The sequence below is a fragment of the Methylobacterium ajmalii genome (genome assembly GCF_016613415.1).
Lineage (GTDB): Bacteria > Pseudomonadota > Alphaproteobacteria > Rhizobiales > Beijerinckiaceae > Methylobacterium > Methylobacterium ajmalii.
In genome coordinates this window covers 1-16,178 of sequence record NZ_JACWCT010000125.1, presented here as the reverse complement: position 1 = coordinate 16,178, position 16,178 = coordinate 1, and the positions used below count along the sequence as shown (strand labels likewise).

General features: G+C 73.0%; 15 protein-coding genes, 1 tRNA gene and 1 pseudogene. 9 read left to right on the top strand and 8 right to left on the bottom strand.

The genetic code is table 11. The features are described 5' to 3' along the window. Positions 1-70 precede the first annotated feature (70 nt). The 3 genes from HPY23_RS23385 to HPY23_RS23375 all read left to right on the top strand — a co-directional run bounded on the left by HPY23_RS23385 (position 71) and on the right by HPY23_RS23375 (position 3,568). A complete protein-coding gene (locus HPY23_RS23385) occupies positions 71-1,378 on the top strand; it encodes an RsmB/NOP family class I SAM-dependent RNA methyltransferase (protein WP_091883380.1) in 1,308 nt (435 codons plus the stop codon). Between the two features lie 146 nt (positions 1,379-1,524). Continuing rightward, complete coding sequence (locus HPY23_RS23380; protein ID WP_091883378.1) at positions 1,525-2,529, top strand: alpha/beta hydrolase; 1,005 nt, start codon at positions 1,525-1,527, stop codon at positions 2,527-2,529. A 106-nt stretch (positions 2,530-2,635) separates the two neighbouring features. Next, complete coding sequence (locus HPY23_RS23375) at positions 2,636-3,568, top strand: alpha/beta fold hydrolase (protein WP_091883375.1); 933 nt, start codon at positions 2,636-2,638, stop codon at positions 3,566-3,568. A gap of 77 nt (positions 3,569-3,645) precedes the next feature. On the opposite strand, the gene HPY23_RS23370 is transcribed toward HPY23_RS23375, so the two are convergent. Next, entirely contained in the window at positions 3,646-3,882 is a 237-nt protein-coding gene (locus HPY23_RS23370) for a hypothetical protein (RefSeq protein ID WP_091752850.1), read from the bottom strand. Between the two features lie 141 nt (positions 3,883-4,023). On the opposite strand from HPY23_RS23370, the gene guaA reads away from it, so the two are divergent. Beyond that, positions 4,024-5,580: a glutamine-hydrolyzing GMP synthase gene (gene guaA, locus HPY23_RS23365; RefSeq protein WP_060846636.1), complete on the top strand. Its 1,557-nt coding sequence runs from the start codon at positions 4,024-4,026 to the stop codon at positions 5,578-5,580. 170 nt (positions 5,581-5,750) lie between these two features. After that, positions 5,751-7,820, top strand: coding sequence for a putative bifunctional diguanylate cyclase/phosphodiesterase (locus HPY23_RS23360; RefSeq protein ID WP_091883372.1), 2,070 nt, complete (start codon positions 5,751-5,753; stop codon positions 7,818-7,820). Between the two features lie 31 nt (positions 7,821-7,851). Here the strand turns inward: HPY23_RS23360 and HPY23_RS23355 are convergent, their stop codons facing one another. Continuing rightward, on the bottom strand, positions 7,852-8,871 hold the full coding sequence (locus tag HPY23_RS23355) for a TRAP transporter substrate-binding protein (protein ID WP_060846634.1): 1,020 nt from the start codon (positions 8,869-8,871) through the stop codon (positions 7,852-7,854). Between the two features lie 300 nt (positions 8,872-9,171). On the opposite strand from HPY23_RS23355, the gene HPY23_RS23350 reads away from it, so the two are divergent. The 3 genes from HPY23_RS23350 (at position 9,172) to HPY23_RS23340 (ending at position 10,972) form a co-directional block, all read left to right on the top strand. Then, entirely contained in the window at positions 9,172-9,921 is a 750-nt protein-coding gene (locus HPY23_RS23350) for a lysophospholipid acyltransferase family protein (protein WP_091883370.1), read from the top strand. A 131-nt stretch (positions 9,922-10,052) separates the two neighbouring features. Beyond that, on the top strand, positions 10,053-10,409 hold the full coding sequence (locus HPY23_RS23345) for a GCG_CRPN prefix-to-repeats domain-containing protein (protein WP_060849304.1): 357 nt from the start codon (positions 10,053-10,055) through the stop codon (positions 10,407-10,409). Positions 10,410-10,543: 134 nt separating this feature from the next. Next, a complete protein-coding gene (locus tag HPY23_RS23340) occupies positions 10,544-10,972 on the top strand; it encodes a hypothetical protein (protein WP_091883367.1) in 429 nt (142 codons plus the stop codon). 19 nt (positions 10,973-10,991) lie between these two features. Here the strand turns inward: HPY23_RS23340 and HPY23_RS23335 are convergent, their stop codons facing one another. Further along, the gene (locus HPY23_RS23335) at positions 10,992-11,969 is read right to left on the bottom strand and encodes an extensin-like domain-containing protein (protein ID WP_060849303.1); all 978 of its coding nucleotides are present in this window, start codon (positions 11,967-11,969) and stop codon (positions 10,992-10,994) included. Positions 11,970-12,049: 80 nt separating this feature from the next. Continuing rightward, complete coding sequence (locus tag HPY23_RS23330) at positions 12,050-12,910, bottom strand: DMT family transporter (protein WP_091883364.1); 861 nt, start codon at positions 12,908-12,910, stop codon at positions 12,050-12,052. 151 nt (positions 12,911-13,061) lie between these two features. Here HPY23_RS23330 and HPY23_RS23325 point away from each other — a divergent pair, with 151 nt between their 5' ends. Further along, a complete protein-coding gene (locus tag HPY23_RS23325; protein ID WP_236017701.1) occupies positions 13,062-14,450 on the top strand; it encodes an aminotransferase-like domain-containing protein in 1,389 nt (462 codons plus the stop codon). Positions 14,451-14,465: 15 nt separating this feature from the next. Here HPY23_RS23325 and HPY23_RS23320 read toward each other — a convergent pair. From HPY23_RS23320 to HPY23_RS23305, 4 genes and pseudogenes are all read right to left on the bottom strand, one after another. Then, positions 14,466-14,552: transfer RNA gene (locus tag HPY23_RS23320), tRNA-Leu, on the bottom strand. A 350-nt stretch (positions 14,553-14,902) separates the two neighbouring features. Further along, positions 14,903-15,778, bottom strand: a pseudogene (locus HPY23_RS23315) (efflux RND transporter periplasmic adaptor subunit); the annotation flags it as partial. A gap of 7 nt (positions 15,779-15,785) precedes the next feature. Beyond that, a complete protein-coding gene (locus HPY23_RS23310; RefSeq protein ID WP_060846629.1) occupies positions 15,786-15,980 on the bottom strand; it encodes a DUF1656 domain-containing protein in 195 nt (64 codons plus the stop codon). Positions 15,981-15,983: 3 nt separating this feature from the next. After that, positions 15,984-16,178, bottom strand: a 195-nt coding sequence (locus HPY23_RS23305) for a hypothetical protein (protein ID WP_200649681.1), incomplete at its 5' end; no start/stop codon positions are given.

Sequence of the window (16,178 nt, the reverse complement as noted above, 5' to 3'; positions counted from 1 at the left end):
CCGAAAGCTTGGCCGTGTCGGGCCGTTCCCGCGGCATGACCGTGGCGGTTTCGGGATCGGCGGTTTCGCGATGACCCCGGGCGCCCGCCTCTCCGCCGCCATCGAGGTCCTGGCCGACATCGCCGAGCGCCGCCGCCCGGTCGCCGACGCCCTCAAGGATTGGGGCCTCGCCCACCGCTTCGCCGGCTCCGGCGACCGCGCCACCATCGCCACGCTCGTCTACGACGCGCTTCGCCGCCGCGCCTCCGCCGCCTGGATCATGGGCGAGGACTCGTCCCGCGCCGTGCTGATCGGCTCGCTGCGGCTCCAGCGCGGGCTCGCCGCCCAAACGATCGCCGAGCTGTTCACCGGCGAGCGCTTCGCCCCCGCCCCGCTGACCGAGGCGGAGCGGACCCGGCTCGAGACCGGGACGCTCGCCGACGCCCCCGTCCACGTCGCCGGCGACGTGCCGGAATGGATCGTGCCGTCGCTGGCGTCGGCTTTCGGCGACGACCTCCTGCCGGAATTGCGGTCGCTCGCCCGCCGGGCTCCCCTCGACATCCGGGTCAACACCCTGAAGGCGAGCCGCGACGCCACCCGGGAGGCGCTGGCCCATCTCAACCCGGAGCCGACGCCGCTGGCGCCGGACGGATTGCGGGTGCCGCTGGGCGAGGACGGCCGCGGCCCGGCGCTCCACGTCGAGCCGGAATTCCTGGACGGCTGGTTCGAGATCCAGGACGAGGGCTCGCAGCTCGCCGCCCGGCTCTCCGGCGCGAAGCCCGGGATGACGGTGGTCGACCTCTGCGCCGGCGGCGGCGGCAAGACCCTGGCGCTCGCCGCCCTGATGGGCAACGAGGGCCGGCTCGTCGCCACCGACGGCGATCCGCGCCGCCTCGCGCCGATCCACGAGCGCCTGCGCCGGGCCGGCGCCAGGGCCGAGGTGCGCACGCCGCGCGGCGGTCCGGGACGACGCGATGCGGGCCGGCCCGACGTGATGGCCGACCTCGACGGCAGCGCCGACCTCGTGCTGGTCGACGCGCCTTGCACCGGCGCCGGCACCTGGCGGCGCAACCCGGACGCCAAGTGGCGCCTGCGCCCCGGCAGCCTCGCGACCCGCGTCGCCGAGCAGGAGGCGGTGCTCGACCGGGCGGCGCGCCTGACGCGGCCGGGCGGGCGGATCGTCTACGTCACCTGCTCGCTCCTGCCGCAGGAGAACGACGCGGCGGTGGCGGGGCTGGCGGCGCGTCGCGACGACCTCGCGCTCCGCCCCCTCGACCTGCCGGCGTCCGTCGCCGAGCGGGTGCGCCGCACCGCCCACGGGATCCAGATGAGCCCGGAGCGGACCGGCACCGACGGCTTCTACGTCGCGCTCATCGAGCGCGGGCCGGATCGCTCCTGACGGGCTCGACCGGGGTTTCCCGCCCCGGTCGGCATTTTTCTGCCGTGCATCTGCGATCGCTTCGCTTATGCAGGTCGGGCGAGGGGTCATCCCGGCCGGCGCGCCCTCCCGCGTCGTCGGGTCTTCGAGAGTGTCGGACGGTCGGCATGGTGCTGCATCGCAGGACGTTGCTCACGGGAGCGGCCGCCCTCGCCGTCGCGCCGGAGGCCGTGGCGCAACCGGTCGTCCCGCCGGCCGGGGATCCGCTCCTCGGGCACGATGCGCCGCCGCGGACCGCCCCCGGCTCCACCCTGGAGGTGCTGCGCCTCTGGCCCGGCAAGCCGCCGGGAGGAGGGGGGCCGAACCCCGAGGGGCCGCGCTTCGACGAGAGCCGCGAAGGGGTCGTCACCGGCGTGGCCGAGCCCTGCCTGCTGGTGATGCGCCCGGCCAGGCCCACCGGCAGCGCGATGGTGATCGCCGCCGGCGGCGGCTACCGTCGCATCGATCTCGGCCACGAGGCGGTGCCGGTCGGGCTCTGGCTCAACGGCCTCGGCGTCACCGCCTTCGCGCTGGTCTATCGTCTCCCCGGCGAGGGCTGGGCGGCGGGTGCCGACGCGCCGATCCAGGATGCCATGCGGGCGGTGCGGCTGGCCCGCGCCCGGGCCCGCCGCTACGGCTACGAGCCGAACCGGATCGGCGTGATGGGATTCTCCGCTGGAGGCCACCTGATGGGCTCGGCCAGCACCCGCTTCGCCTCGCCGCTCTACGCGGCCGTGGACGAGGACGACGCGCTCTCGGCCCGGCCCGACGTCGCGGCGCTGATCTACCCGGTCATCACCCTGAAGCCCCCCTTCGACCGCACGTCGAGCCGCCGCGTCCTCGTCGGCGACAGCCCGACCCGCGTGGCCACCGAGACCTATTCGGTCGAGACCCGCGTACCGCCCGAGACTCCGCCGACCTTCCTGGCACAGGCCGCCGACGACCCGATCGCCGTCGTCGAGAATTCGCTGCTGATGTTCTCCGCCCTGCGGGCCGTCGAGGTCCCGGTGGAGATGCACCTGTTCGAGCGCGGCGGCCACGGCTTCAACCTCGGCGTGCCGGGCTCCCCGGCCGCGGCTTGGCCGGGGCTGTTCGCCACCTGGGCGCGGCGGCGCGGGTTCATCCGCGCCTGAGACACCGGAATTTCGAACTCCGGCAGCAGGGCGGCTACGATATCGCCATACCGCTCCTTCCAATCACGATTGACACGCCCTCCGGCCGCGCCGCATCATCCCGGCCGTGAGCGAGCTGCCCCCCGACCCGAACCTCTCCGCCCCCCTCGGCCACCTGGAGGGCGATTCCCCGCCGGCCCCCGACTGGTTCCGGGATGCGGTCGCGGTCGCGCCGGAGGTCGGGCGCGTCACGGTGAAGGGCGCCCGCCTCGAGACCTTCGCGTGGGGGCCGCGCGGCCGGCCGGGGCTGATGCTGCTGCACGGCAACGGCGCGCATGCCGGCTGGTGGCGCTTCATCGCGCCGTTCCTCGCCGGGCCGTACCGCGTCGCCGCCCTGTCCTGGTCGGGCATGGGCGGATCGGATTGGCGGGAGGCCTACGACCTCGACACCTTCGCCGACGAGATCGAGGCGGTGGCCGGGGAGACGGGCCTGTTCGCCGCCGGCCCGCCCGTGATGGTCGGCCATTCCTTCGGCTGCTTCCCGATGCTGACCGAGGCGGGGCGCGAGGCCGGCCGCTGGCGCGGCGCGGTGATCGTCGACCCGCCGATCTTTTCCCCTGAGCGCCGCACCGGGCGCCGGCGCGAGGACGGGCGCTTCGCCCCGCACCGGATCTACCCGACCCTGGAGGCGGCGCTGGCGCGGTTCCGCTTCGCGCCGATGCAGCCCTGCGAGGCACTCTACATCGCCGACCTGATCGCGCGGGAATCGCTCAAGGAGGTCCCCGGCGGCTGGAGCTGGCGCTTCGACCCCTCGCTCTGGGCCCGCCTCGTCCTGCCGGACCGGGCCGCGATGGTGAGGGAGGCCCGCTGCCCGCTCGCCCTCGTCACCGGCGACCGCTCCGACCTGATGCGGCCCGCCGACGCGGCCTACGTCCAGGGCCTGCTGCCGCCGGGCTCGCCCCGCATCGACCTGCCGGAGGCCTACCACCACGTCATGGTCGACCAGCCGCTCGCCTTCGTGGCGGCCCTGCGCGCCCTGCTGGCGGTCTGGCCGCCATGAAAACCTGGCCGTCATGAAAAAAGGGCTGCCCCGCCCGGGGCCGCCCTCTCGAATCTCGGCGTGAGACGCGCGAGGCGTCAGAAGCAGCGGCGCACCTTGCGCACCACGACCCGGCCGAAGGGCCCGCGGGTCCGGGTCACCTTGACCACGCAGCGGGGGCCGCGGCGCACCACCCGGCGGGTGACGTACTGCGCCTGCTCGACCGAGACGGCGGGCGCGACGGTGCCGCCGGGGGCGACCGGCAGGGCCGAGGCCGGCGCGAGGCTCAGGCCGGTGGCGAGAGTAGCGGCGATCCCGAGGACGATGGCTCGCATGGCGAGTCTCCTTGTCTGGTGGGTTGGGGGCGCCTCCCTCGCGGTTAGCGCCTGAACCTCCGGTTAATGCCGTGGACGCACCGGGCCCCCGCTCGCGCGACGCGTTGCGCGCGGGGCGGCCCTCGTCTAACTCATCGTCCCATGACGACCGAGCACGACAAGATCCTCATCATCGACTTCGGCAGCCAGGTGACCCAGCTCATCGCCCGACGGGTGCGTGAGGAGGGCGTCTACTCCGAGATCGTCCCGTTCCAGGCGGCCGAGGCGGCCTTCGCGGCGATGAAGCCGAAGGCGGTGATCCTGTCGGGCGGGCCGGAATCGGTCACGGTCGAATCCTCGCCGCGGGCGCCGCAGGGCGTGTTCGAGGCCGGCGTGCCGGTGCTCGGCATCTGCTACGGCGAGCAGACGATGGCGGCCCAGCTCGGCGGCGAGGTCGAGGGCGGGCACCACGCCGAGTTCGGCCGGGCCGAGGTCGAGATCATCGCCGACAGCGCGCTGTTTCGCGGCGTCTGGCACGTCGGCGAGAAATATCCCGTGTGGATGAGCCACGGCGACCGGGTGACGAAGCTGCCCGACGGCTTCACCACCGTGGCGATCTCCCCCAACGCGCCCTTCGCGGCGGTGGCCGACGAGGCGCGCAAGTTCTACGCGGTGCAGTTCCACCCCGAGGTGGCCCACACCCCCCACGGCGCGCTCCTCATCCGCAACTTCGTGCGCGACATCGCCGGCTGCACCGGCGACTGGTCGATGGCCGCCTTCCGCGAGGAGGCGATCGAGCGGATCCGCGCCCAGGTCGGCGGCGCCAAGGTGCTGTGCGGCCTCTCCGGCGGCGTCGATTCGGCGGTGGCGGCGGTGCTGATCCACGAGGCGATCGGCGAGCAGGTCACCTGCGTCTTCGTCGATCACGGCCTCCTGCGCCAGGGCGAGGCCGAGGAGGTGGTGCGCCTGTTTCGCGACCACTACAACATCCCGCTCGTCCACGTGGAGGCCTCCGACCTGTTCCTCGGCGAGCTCGCCGGGGTCACCGACCCGGAGGTCAAGCGCAAGACGATCGGGCGCCTGTTCATCGACGTGTTCGAGGCCGAGGCCAAGAAGATCGGCGGCGCCGACTTCCTGGCGCAGGGCACGCTCTACCCCGACGTGATCGAGAGCGTGTCGTTCACCGGCGGCCCGTCGGTGACGATCAAGAGCCACCACAATGTCGGCGGCCTGCCCGCCCGCATGAACATGAAGCTCGTCGAGCCCCTGCGCGAGCTGTTCAAGGACGAGGTGCGGGTGCTCGGCCGCGAGCTCGGCCTGCCCGAGGCCTTCGTCGGCCGCCACCCCTTCCCGGGTCCGGGCCTCGCCATCCGCTGCCCCGGCGAGATCACGGGCGAGAAGCTCGACGCTTTGCGCAAGGCCGACGCGATCTACCTGGAGGAGATCCGCAAGGCCGGGCTCTACGACACGATCTGGCAGGCCTTCGCGGTGATCCTGCCGGTCAAGACCGTCGGGGTGATGGGCGACGGCCGCACCTACGACCACGTCTGCGCGCTGCGCGCCGTCACCTCGGTCGACGGCATGACGGCGGACTTCTATCCCTTCGACATGGCGTTCCTGGGCCGGGTCGCGACCCGGATCATCAACGAGGTCAAGGGCATCAACCGGGTGACCTACGACATCACGTCGAAGCCGCCCGGCACGATCGAGTGGGAGTGATCCGGCCCCGGACGGATTTGGTCTCGACCGTCGGTCGACCCGCCGGACTTAACATCGACGGCAGGGTTAGGTCGTCAAAGCGACTCAACGTCCACGACCAAATCGCCTAACCTGTCGCATCGGTGTCGTGGGCAACGGAGCCCGGGCACCGCGCGACGGAGCGAGTGACGATGCGGAGCGAGGCGAGCGCGGCGATGGCGGTCGAGACCGACGAGCCGATGACGGCCCCCGCCCTCCACGATGCCTATTCCAGCCTCGTCTGGGGCGCGGCCGACCAGGCCCTGTGCCTCCTCGACACGAACGGGCGGGTCGCGGCCTGGAATCCCGGCGCCGAGCGGCTGACCGGCTATCCGGCGGCGGAGGTCCTCGGGCGCCGCTTCGCCTATGGCGACGTGCCGGACGGGGAGGGGGCTGCCGCCCTCGCCGCCGCCCGCGAGAGCGGGCGCTACGAGGCCGAGGGCTGGTGGCCGCGGCGCGACGGCAGCCGCTTCCGCGCCCACACCGTCATCGCGGCGATCCACGACGGGGCGCGGCTCTCCGGCTACGCCCAGACCATCCGCGAGGTGCCGGCGCGGCGGGAGGGAAGCGACGAGATCGAGGCGGTCGCCTTGATCCTCGACCTCGCCCTCTCGACCATGTCGCAGGGCCTGTGCCTGTTCGACGCCGACCGGAAGGTGCGGCTCCTCAACCAGCGCTTCCACCAGATGTTTCCCGCCCCCGGTCGCGACCTCGTCGGCGCCCCGATCGAGGCGATCTGGGCGCTCGCCTTCGGCGGGCCCGAGGCCGGGCTCTGGCAGGGGGCGGCCCTGCTCGCCGGGCACCGGGGCTCGTTCGGCAACGGCGAGACGGTCGTGGTCGCGACCCCGGACGACCGGGCGATCGCGCTCGTGCGGCGGGAGGTCCCGGGCGGGGCCTTCGTCGTCACCTTCGAGGACGTGACGCGCCAGCGCCGGGCCGAGGAGGAGATCAACCGGCTCGCCCATCACGACGCCCTGACCGGCCTGCCGAACCGGGCGATGCTGTGGCGCCGCCTGCGCGAGAGCGCCGCCGAGGGCGCCCTGCCCGCCGGCACCGCGCTCCTCTTCCTCGACCTCGACGGCTTCAAGGCGGTCAACGACGAGCTCGGGCATCAGGCCGGCGACGCGCTCCTGCGCCAGCTCGCCGACCGGTTGCGCGGGGCGCTGCCGGAGCCGGGCCTCGCCGCCCGGTTCGGCGGCGACGAGTTCGCGCTGCTGCTGCCGGGCGGAGCCGGCGAGCTGGCGGTGCCGCTGGCCGAGCGTCTGCTGATCGAGCTCGGCCGCCCCTACGACATCGAGGGCCAGCCGGCGCGTCAGGTCACCGCCAGCATCGGCATCGCGCTCGCCGACGGCACGGCGACGCCGGACGCGATGCTGCGTCAGGCCGATTGCGCGCTCTACGCCGCCAAGGGCGCCGGCAAGGCCGCCTGGCGCCTGTTCACCCGCCGGCTCGAGACCGAGCGCAGCGACGAGATGCGCCTCGAGCGCGACCTGCGCCAGGCGATCGCCGCGGGCCAGCTCGCCGTCGCCTACCAGCCGATCATCGACCTGGCGCAGGGCTCGGTGAATGCCCGCGAGGCGCTGTTGCGCTGGACGCATCCCGAGCGCGGCCCGGTCTCGCCCCGGCGCTTCATCCCGATCGCCGAGAAGTCGGACCTGATCCGCGAGCTCGGCCTGTGGGTGCTCGACCAGGCCTGCCGCGCCGCCGCCGCCTGGCCGGACGAGGCGAGGCTCTGCGTCAACGTCTCGGTCTACCAACTCGGCGACGGCAGCCTGCCGCGGGCGGTACGGGAGATCCTGGGGCAGACCGGGCTGACGCCCCGGCGCCTCGAACTGGAGATCACAGAGACGGTGCTGAGCACCACCGCCGGCGGCATCGTCGACGACCTCCAACTCCTGCACGACATGGGGGTGAGCGTGTCGCTCGACGATTTCGGCGTCGGCTTCTCGTCGCTGGCCCGGGTCCGCGCCTTCCCGATCGACCGCATCAAGATCGACGGCTCGTTCGTGCGCGACGCGGTCGAGCGGCCGGATTGCCGGGCGATCGTCGGCATCGTCGCCGAGCTCGGGCGGCGGCTCGGCATCGAGACGGTGGCGGAGGGCGTCGAGACCCCGGCCCAGCTCGCGGTGGTGCGCGAGGAGGGCTTCACCGAGGCGCAGGGCTACCTGTTCGGTCGCGCTGTGTTGCCGGCCGCCCCGGCGGCGCGAGCCGCCGGGGCGTGAGGCGACGCCCGCGAGGGCGTCGCCGATCCGGTCAGGAGATCGGCCCGGTGTGCTTCTCGAGGAGCGCCCAGGCGTCGTCGCCGAACTTGCCCTTCCACTCCTTGTAGAACCCGGCCGATTGCAGCTTGGCCTGGAACGCCTTGGTGTCGACGTCGCGGATGTCGAGGCCGCGGCCGCGCAGGTCCTGCTCGGTCGTGCCGGCGCGCTGGGCCATGTCGGCGCGCTGTGCCACCGCCTGGGCGTTGAAGTGCTTGGCCACCACGGTCTTCACGTCCTGCGGCAGGCCGCGCCAGACCTTGCCGTTCGACAGGAGCCAGAAGCCGTCCCACATGTGGTTGGTCTTCGAGAGGTACTTCTGCACCTCGTAGAGCTTGGCGTTTTCGATCAGGGTCAGCGGGTTCTCCTGGCCCTCGGCGATCCGCGTCTGCAGCGCCGAATAGACCTCTGCGAAGTTGATCGTCATCGGGGCGGCGTCGAAGGCCTTGAACATCGACGTCCACATCGGGCTCGGCGGGACCCGGATCTTGAAGCCCTTGAAGTCCTCGGGCTTCAGGATCGGCCTGCTCGACGAGGTGGTCTGGCGAAAGCCGTTCTCCCAGATCCGGTCGAAGGCGAAGAGGCCCGACTTCTCGATCTGCGCCCGGACATGGGCGCCGAGATCGCCGTCCATCGCCGGCCACAGCTTGTCGTAGGACGACCAGGCGAAGCCGACGCCGCTGATCGAGGCCGCCGGCACCAGGGTGGCGAGGATCAGCGGCGAGAGGGTGAAGAACTCCAGCGCGCCCGAGCGCAGCTGGCTCAGCATGTCGGTGTCGCCGCCGAGCTGGTTGTTGGGAAACAGCTTGATGTCGACCTTGCCGCCGGTCTCCTCGCGGATCGCGTCCGCCGCCTTGGTCATGTAGACCGTCAGCGGGTGGCTGACCGGGGTGTTGTTGGCGGCCTTGAGGCTGAACTCGGCCGCGTGCGCCTTCGTGATGCGCAGCACCGCCGGGCCCGCGACGGCACCGGCGACGGCGAGATGCAGCGCGCGGCGGCGCGTGAGCGTGGTCATGGCGTCCTCCTGGTCGGCCCGCTTCGCGGCGAGCCCTTTGCGATTGCCCGCGTCTTCGGTCGCGCGGGTCCGTCGAGGCTTAAAGCACGTTTTTTCCGGCCCGGCATCCGTCGCACGGGCCTCGGGCGGCACGTTTCTCCTCCCACGCAGGCCCGACCTTTCGCGGGCGCCGAAATGCTCTAAGGAGAGGCACCGCATCACGCGGGCGGCGCTTCGACCGGGCGCCGCGTCCCCGTCCGCCGCGCGGCCGGGCCCGAGGCGATCGGGCCGCCCGCCCGAAGGTCCGCTTTGCCGCCCGCCATGCCGCTCGTCCGCTCGTTCCTGTTCACCGTCGCGTTCTACCTCGTCACCGCCGCGCTCCTGATCGGCGGCCTGCCGCTGCTCGTCAGCCGGCGCAGCGTGATCTGGCTCGCCCAGACCTGGGGCCGGATCGTCCTGCGGCTGCTGCACGCCATCGTCGGCCTCAGGGTCGAGTTCCGCGGTCTCGAGCATCGCCCGGCCGGCGGCGTGCTGGTCGCGGCCAAGCACCAGTCGGCGCTGGAGACCCTGGCCCTCGTCACGGTGCTCGACGACTTCACCTACATCCTCAAGCGCGAACTGATGTGGCTGCCGCTGTTCGGCTGGTACCTCGCCCGCAGCGAGATGGTGGCGATCGACCGCTCGAAGGGCTCCCGGGCGCTGGCGCTGATGAACGAGGAGGCCGCCGCCGCGATGGCCGACGGCCGCCGCCTGATCATCTTCCCGGAGGGAACGCGACGGGCGGTCGGCGCGCCGCCGGCCTACAAGTTCGGCGTCGCCCACATGTACGACCGCCTCGGCGTGCCCTGCCTGCCGGTGGCGCTCAACACCGGCGTGTTCTGGGGCCGGCGCCGCCTGACCTACCGGCCCGGCACCGCCGTCATCGAGTTCCTGCCGGTGATCCCGCCGGGCCTGCCCCGCGAGACGTTCCTGCCGACCCTCCAGGAGCGGATCGAAACCGCCTCCGACGCCCTGGTGCGCGAGGCCGATCCCCGGGCGGCCGCGACGACGATCCGCGCCGCGCAGGACTGACGCGCCGCGGCTCCCGGCCGGGTCAAGCACAGCCGTAGCACCCGGGCGCGCCACCCAACATGAACTCTTCGTAACCTCGCAACGGTTTTGGCCGCTCGTGCATTTCATGGTCCTCACAACAGGAGGATATGATGCGTTGGAGCATGGTTGCTGGCGCCGCGATCCTGTCTCTCGGTGCCGTCGTCGGCACGGGAACGACCGCCGAGGCGCGTGACGGCTGCGGCCCCGGGTTCCACCGGAACTGGCGCGGCTGGTGCCGCCCGAACCTCGGGCCGCGGGTCTTCTACGCCCCGGTCGTCGGGTATCGCACCGTCGTCGTCGGCCCGCGCTGGGGCTACGGCTACCGTCGGGTCGGCTGGCACCGGCCCTGGGGCTATGGCGGGTACCGTCGGGTCGGCTGGCATCGCCCGTGGGGCTATGGCGGCGGCTGGCACCGCGTCGGCTGGGGCGGTGGCTGGGGCCACCACGGCTGGCATCACCGCTGGTGATCGTGGGCGGCGGCCGGGTTTCCGGCCGCCGCGCCCTGCCGCGCCTTGAACCCCGCTCGCCCCCTCTCCAGATCTTCGTCATACCGGTCGGTCGTGCTTGACGGCCCCATGGAATCGGAACTAGGCTGGAACAAATGGCGAACAAACGAGCCCTGTCCTGGTCGGTGGCGATGCGGGACATCCAGAACGACCGCGCGAGGAGATCGGACGTGCGTGAGGAGCGCCTGAGAACGGCCACGAGCCTGCGGGGAACCCCGGCCCTGCCGCTGAGCGCCTGGCGCGGCCAGTCCGGCCGCCGCTACGTGGTGGGGATCCATGCCCTGGACGACGACCCGTCCGAGGTCGGCGACGCTGTGGTGATCGCGGTGCGCCGCGGCGGCGACGGAACCGCCGAGCTGGTGGCGGTGACCTCCGCCGGCGAGACCCCGCGCGAGCGCCTCGCCCGCGGCTGGCTCACCCGGGCCCGCGCCCGCGGCGCGACCGAGATGCACGTCCACCGCCTGGCCGAGGACGCCGCGGCGCGCCGCGCCGTGGTGGCGGATCTCGGCGGCGCGGTCGCCTGACCCGCCCCGACGCGGGTCTTCAGTAGATCGGGCCGGACGACCAGGTCGGGCTCGAGAGCGGCAGCGGCTCGGGCAGGGCCCGGGGTTCGGCGGCCAGCGCCGGCCGCGGCGCGTGCGGCGGGGGAGGGGCGTAGGCCTGGACCGGGGCCGGACGCGGCGCCGGGGCGCGGGCGAGCTTCGACCCGGTGTCGCGGGCGCTCGTCGGCGACACGCCGTAGGGATCGTCCTGCTCGACGTCGATCGGTGCCGGATCGGGGGCGGGCTGCCAGGCCGGCTTCTTGCGGATCGGCGAGAGCGGCGTGCCGGGGGGTGGCAGCTGCGACTCGTACTTGATCAGCGGCTTGCAGATGCGCCGCAGGCCGCGGGGATCGTGCCGGGCCAGATCGAGGTGCAGGTGGTCGTAGTGGTAGATGTTCGATCCCGGCCCCAGCACCGTGGTGAAGTGGTTGCAGGCGCCGAGAAAGACCTCGCGCAGAAAGCCCTGCTCGGCTTCCGTGCCGCGCCAGCCGCCTTTCACCGTCACCACGTAGCCGTCGGCGAAGCGGAAGGACATCACGTCGACGGCGTTGCCGAACGAATGCTCCGAGAGCTTCGCGCCGACCTGGTTGTTGCGGCCGCGGCAGGAATACGAGCCGGAATTCATCTCGACCACCGGCTGGCCGAAATAGATCTGGGCGGCCGGCTGCACCGTGCCGGCGAGCCAGGCCTCCACCTCCGGGATGATCGGGCAGGCCAGCGTCATGCGCTGCTTGAGCGCGACGGTGCCGCCGGCGAGCCGGGTCACCCGGAACGGGTGGACCATGCCGCAGACGCCCGGCCCGTCGATCTCCTTGACCGGCTGGATGTCCTCGCTCGCACGAACGAGCTTCTGGGCGAGACAGACCTCTTCGGCCTGATTCCGCCAGGGTTCGCGCTGCTCAAATCGATTGAGCGCGCATCCGGTGAGCCCCAGGCCGAAGAGCGTGAAGGCTGAGAACGCTACGATGCCACGACGCATGGTGCGTAACATGCGCCCGATGCCGTAAACGCCCCGTCAACCGTCGCCGTCAGCCCTTGGCCCGGGATGGGGCGGTCCGCTCACGCGAACCGTTTGGCGCCGGCCACGCACAGGACCACGAGTCCCGTGACCGCGATCATCGCCGGGGCGACCGGCTCGGCGAGGAGCAGGCCGGCCAGCGCCAGGCCCAGGAAAGGCTGGAGCAGCTGCAACTGGCCTACTCCGGCGATGCCGCCGCGCGCCAGGCCGCGATACCAGAACACGAAGCCGACCAGCATGCTGAACACCGAGACGTAGCCGAGCCCGAGCCAGGCCGGCGCGCCGATCCCTTCGAGCGCCGCCGGCCGGGTCGCCAGCGCCAGCGGCCCCATCACCGGCAGGGCCAGCACCAGGGCCCAGCAGATCACCTGCCAGCCCCCCAGACGCCGCGACAGGGCGGCGCCCTCGGCGTAGCCGAGCCCGCAGAGCAGGATCGCGGCGAGCATCAGGAGGTCGCCGGCGAGCGAGGCCGCGCCGCCCTGGACGAGCGCGAAGCCCGCCACCGCGCCGCTGCCCATGAGGGAGAACAGCCAGAAGGCCGGCCGCGGCCGCTCATTGCCGCGCAGGACCCCGAACAGGGCGGTAGCGAGCGGCAGGAGCCCGATGAACACGATCGAATGCGCCGAGGTGACGTGCTGGAGCGCCAGCGCCGTGAGGAGCGGGAAGCCCAGCACCACGCCGACCGCCACGATGGCGAGCGACGGGAGGTCGCCCCGCGCCGGCCGCGCCTGCCGCAGGCCCCACAGCAGGGCCGCCCCGAGCCCGGCGGCGATCACCGCCCGGGCCGAGGTCAGGAACAGCGGCGAGAACCCGCCCACCGCCACCCGGGTCGCCGGCAGCGACCCGCTGAAGATCGCCACCCCGAGGAGCCCGCTGCCCCAGCCGTCCGCGTGTCGCTGCATGGTCCGCCATCCGTTCCGCCGACGCGCCTCGTCCGAAGCCACGCGTCGAGCGGGATGGGTATCGTCGCCCCTCTGGTCCCGGAAGGCACGGTCCCGTACGGTTGCGCCGAACTGTGTGGGTCGCAACGACCGTACGGTGAGGGATGCGACGATGGCGGAAGGCGGCCGGACGGCCGACGTGATGCGCACGATCCGCGGGCGGATCGCCGCGCGGGGGCTGGCACCGGGCGAGCGGCTGCCCTCGATCCGCGGGCTCGCCACCAGCATGGGCGTCTCGCCCTCCACGGTGGCCGAGGCCTACGAGCGGCTGGCGGCGGAGGGGGCGGTACGCTCGCGCCCGGGCTCGGGCTTCTATGCGGCCTCGTCCGCCCCGCCCCCGACGCTGGCCGAGATCGGCCCGTGCCTCGACCGGGAGGTCGATCCGTTCTGGGTCTCGCGGCAATCCCTCGACGGCGAGCCCGACGCGCCGAAGCCCGGCTGCGGCTGGCTGCCCGCCTCGTGGATGCCGCTCGAGCCCCTGCGCCGCGCCGCCCGCGGCCTCGCCCGGGCCGAGGGTGCGGTCCTGGCCGATTACGGTACCACCCGGGGGCCGGCCGGCCTGCGCCGTCTCCTGGCGCGGCAATTCGCCGAGGAGGGGCTGCCGGTCGGCCCGGACCGGATCCTGCTCACCGGGTCGGGCACCCAGGCGGTCGACCTCGTCTGCCGCCTGCTGCTGCGCCCGGGCGATGCGGTCCTGGTGGACGATCCCTGCTACTTCAACTTCCAGGCCCTGCTGCGCGCCCACCGTGCCACCGCGATCGGCGTGCCCTGGACCGAGGCCGGGCCGGACCCGGAGCGCTTCGCGCAAGCCGCCTCGCAGAGGCCGCGCCTCTACCTCACCAATTCGGCGCTGCACAACCCGACCGGCGCCACGCTCTCCCCGGCCATCGCCCACCGGATCCTGAACGCGGCCGCCGCCCACGACGTCACCATCGTCGAGGACGACATCTTCGCCCCCCTCGAACCCGAGCCCTCGCCGCGGCTCGCCGCCCTCGACGGGCTGGAGCGGGTGATCCGCATCGGCAGCTTCTCCAAGACGCTCTCGGCCTCGGTGCGCTGCGGCTACGTCACGGCCCGCCCCGACACGATCGAGGCCCTGACCGACCTCCAGGTGGCGACGCATTTCGGCGGGGTGAGCCCGGTCGCGGCGGAGCTCGTCGCCGGGGTGCTCGGTGACGGGCAGTACCGCAAGCACCTCGACGCCCTGCGCCGCCGCCTCGCCCGGGCCCGGCGCGAGACCGCCGAGCGGCTCGCCTCCCTCAGCATCCGGCCCTGGCTGATGCCGCGGGGTGGGTTCTACCTCTGGTGCGCGCTGCCCGACGAGCGCGATGCGGCAGGCGTCGCCCGGGCGGCCCTGCGCGAGGGCGTGGTGCTGGCGCCCGGCGACGTGTTCAGCGTCTCGCGCACGGCCTCGGACCGGATGCGCTTCAACGTGGCGCAGATGGGAGATGGGCGGGTGATGCCGGTGCTGTCCCGCGCCGTGGCGAGGCCGGAGGCCTGAATATCGCCAGGAGGGTGGTGCGGGCGGTCGGACTCGAACCGACATATCCGTGAGGACGGCGGATTTTGAGTCCGCTGCGTCTACCAATTCCGCCACGCCCGCGCGCGGTGAAGCCCCCCTCCTGTGCCGTGCGAAGCGGGAGCGTGTCAATCCCGGGCGGTGCGGCCGCTGCCCTGACGGTGCGGGCCGCGCGACTCCTTGCCGGGACTCTCCTTCGGTGCCGCCGTCTCCGGCGCCTGGTTGATGCCCGGCGCGATGCCCGGCGCGATCTGGTCGGCGCTCGGCGCCGTCCTCAGGTCGGGGGTGGGAAGGGTCGAGACGTCGTGCGGGCCCTTCACGGTCGTGGTGACGCCGGCCGGCGACACCGCGGAATCGTCCTTCCGCCGCGGCCCGATCCGCGCGAGGAAGTCGGTGAACGTGGTGCGCAAGCGGTCGTCGTGCTCGGCATAGGCGCCGACCGAGACCGTCGCCGTCATGCCGGCGACGAGGGCGACGTTCTCCGGCACCGTATCGATGCGGATGCGCACCGGCACCCGCTGGGCGAGGCGCACCCAGGTATAGACCGGGTCGACGCTCGGCAGGCCCTGCGTGCTCGCCGCGGCATTGGAGGTGCTGATGCCCCGGGTGATGCTCTCGACCCGGCCGCGGATCGGCGCGGCGTAGCCCATCAGCGCTGCGGTCGCCGGATCGCCGACCCGGATGTGATCCATCTTGGTCTCCTCGAAGTAGCCGTCGATCCAGTACGAATCGGCGTCGATGACCGAGATGTTGCGGGTGCCCGCACTCGCGTAGTCGCCGACCCGCAGGAGCAGGTTGGTGACGTAGCCGTTGACGGGGCTCCTCACCTCCGTGCGCTTCAGGTTGATCTCGGCCTGCGCGGCCTGCGCCTGGGCCGCCGCGAAGGCCGCCTCCGCCTGCTTGGCGGTACCGGCGAATTGCTGCTTCTCCTCGATCGAGGTCGAGACCGTGGTCAGCGCCTCGCGCCGGGCGGCCTGGGCGCGCTTGACCTGGAGGTCGGCGGCGCGGTTCTCGACCTCGGCCTTCGCCGAATCCAGGGCGATCTTGAAGTCGAGCGGGTCGATCACGTAGAGCACGTCGCCCTTGCGCACGAGCTGGTTGTCGACCACCCGCAGCTCGGTGATCTGGCCCGAGACCTGGGGGGCGACGCTCGCGACCTGCACCCGCACCCGGCCGTCCCGGGTCCATGGCGCGGTTACGTAGTATTGCCAGACGACCAGGGCGGCGCCGGCGGCGAGCGCCAGCACCACGAGCGTCGCCAGGATCCGCAAGGCGCGCCGTCCCCGGGTCGTCCGCTTGACCGCCACGATTCTCTCCTCAGACCATCACGATCAACAGCGCCAGGATGCAGACGTAGATTCCGGCTTCCGCCAGCGGCGGGTTCGCGAAGGCGCGCTCGAACCGCAGCATTCGCAAGAATGGCCGCAGGGCGAGCAGGATCGCCAGGGCGAGCGCCGCATAGGCGACGAAGGGGGAGACCAGCACCCCGCCGACCGTCAGCTCGTGGAACATGACCTATCCGCGACCCCACAGGCCGAGGCGCCGCAGCACGCGGCCCTGCCCCTCGACGACATAGGACGCGGTGGCGAGATCGGCCACGACGCGGGTCGCGGTGCGGCGTGATTCCGCCGGGCCGGCGCGGCACGCCGCGAGGAGGGCGGCGCCCGCCGCCCGCAACGGGCCGGCCTCGGCCGCGCGCAGAGCCGCCCG

Bases quoted from the DNA above. Each gene is read 5' to 3' on its own strand.
- HPY23_RS23385 (WP_091883380.1), top strand. From the start codon at position 71: ATGACCCCGGGCGCCCGCCTCTCCGCCGCCATCGAGGTCCTGGCCGAC.
- HPY23_RS23380 (WP_091883378.1), top strand. From the start codon at position 1,525: ATGGTGCTGCATCGCAGGACGTTGCTCACGGGAGCGGCCGCCCTCGCC.
- HPY23_RS23370 (WP_091752850.1), bottom strand. From the start codon at position 3,882: ATGCGAGCCATCGTCCTCGGGATCGCCGCTACTCTCGCCACCGGCCTG.
- guaA (WP_060846636.1), top strand. From the start codon at position 4,024: ATGACGACCGAGCACGACAAGATCCTCATCATCGACTTCGGCAGCCAG.
- HPY23_RS23360 (WP_091883372.1), top strand. From the start codon at position 5,751: ATGCGGAGCGAGGCGAGCGCGGCGATGGCGGTCGAGACCGACGAGCCG.
- HPY23_RS23355 (WP_060846634.1), bottom strand. From the start codon at position 8,871: ATGACCACGCTCACGCGCCGCCGCGCGCTGCATCTCGCCGTCGCCGGT.
- HPY23_RS23350 (WP_091883370.1), top strand. From the start codon at position 9,172: ATGCCGCTCGTCCGCTCGTTCCTGTTCACCGTCGCGTTCTACCTCGTC.
- HPY23_RS23345 (WP_060849304.1), top strand. From the start codon at position 10,053: ATGCGTTGGAGCATGGTTGCTGGCGCCGCGATCCTGTCTCTCGGTGCC.
- HPY23_RS23340 (WP_091883367.1), top strand. From the start codon at position 10,544: ATGGCGAACAAACGAGCCCTGTCCTGGTCGGTGGCGATGCGGGACATC.
- HPY23_RS23335 (WP_060849303.1), bottom strand. From the start codon at position 11,969: ATGCGTCGTGGCATCGTAGCGTTCTCAGCCTTCACGCTCTTCGGCCTG.
- HPY23_RS23330 (WP_091883364.1), bottom strand. From the start codon at position 12,910: ATGCAGCGACACGCGGACGGCTGGGGCAGCGGGCTCCTCGGGGTGGCG.
- HPY23_RS23325 (WP_236017701.1), top strand. From the start codon at position 13,062: ATGGCGGAAGGCGGCCGGACGGCCGACGTGATGCGCACGATCCGCGGG.
- HPY23_RS23310 (WP_060846629.1), bottom strand. From the start codon at position 15,980: ATGTTCCACGAGCTGACGGTCGGCGGGGTGCTGGTCTCCCCCTTCGTC.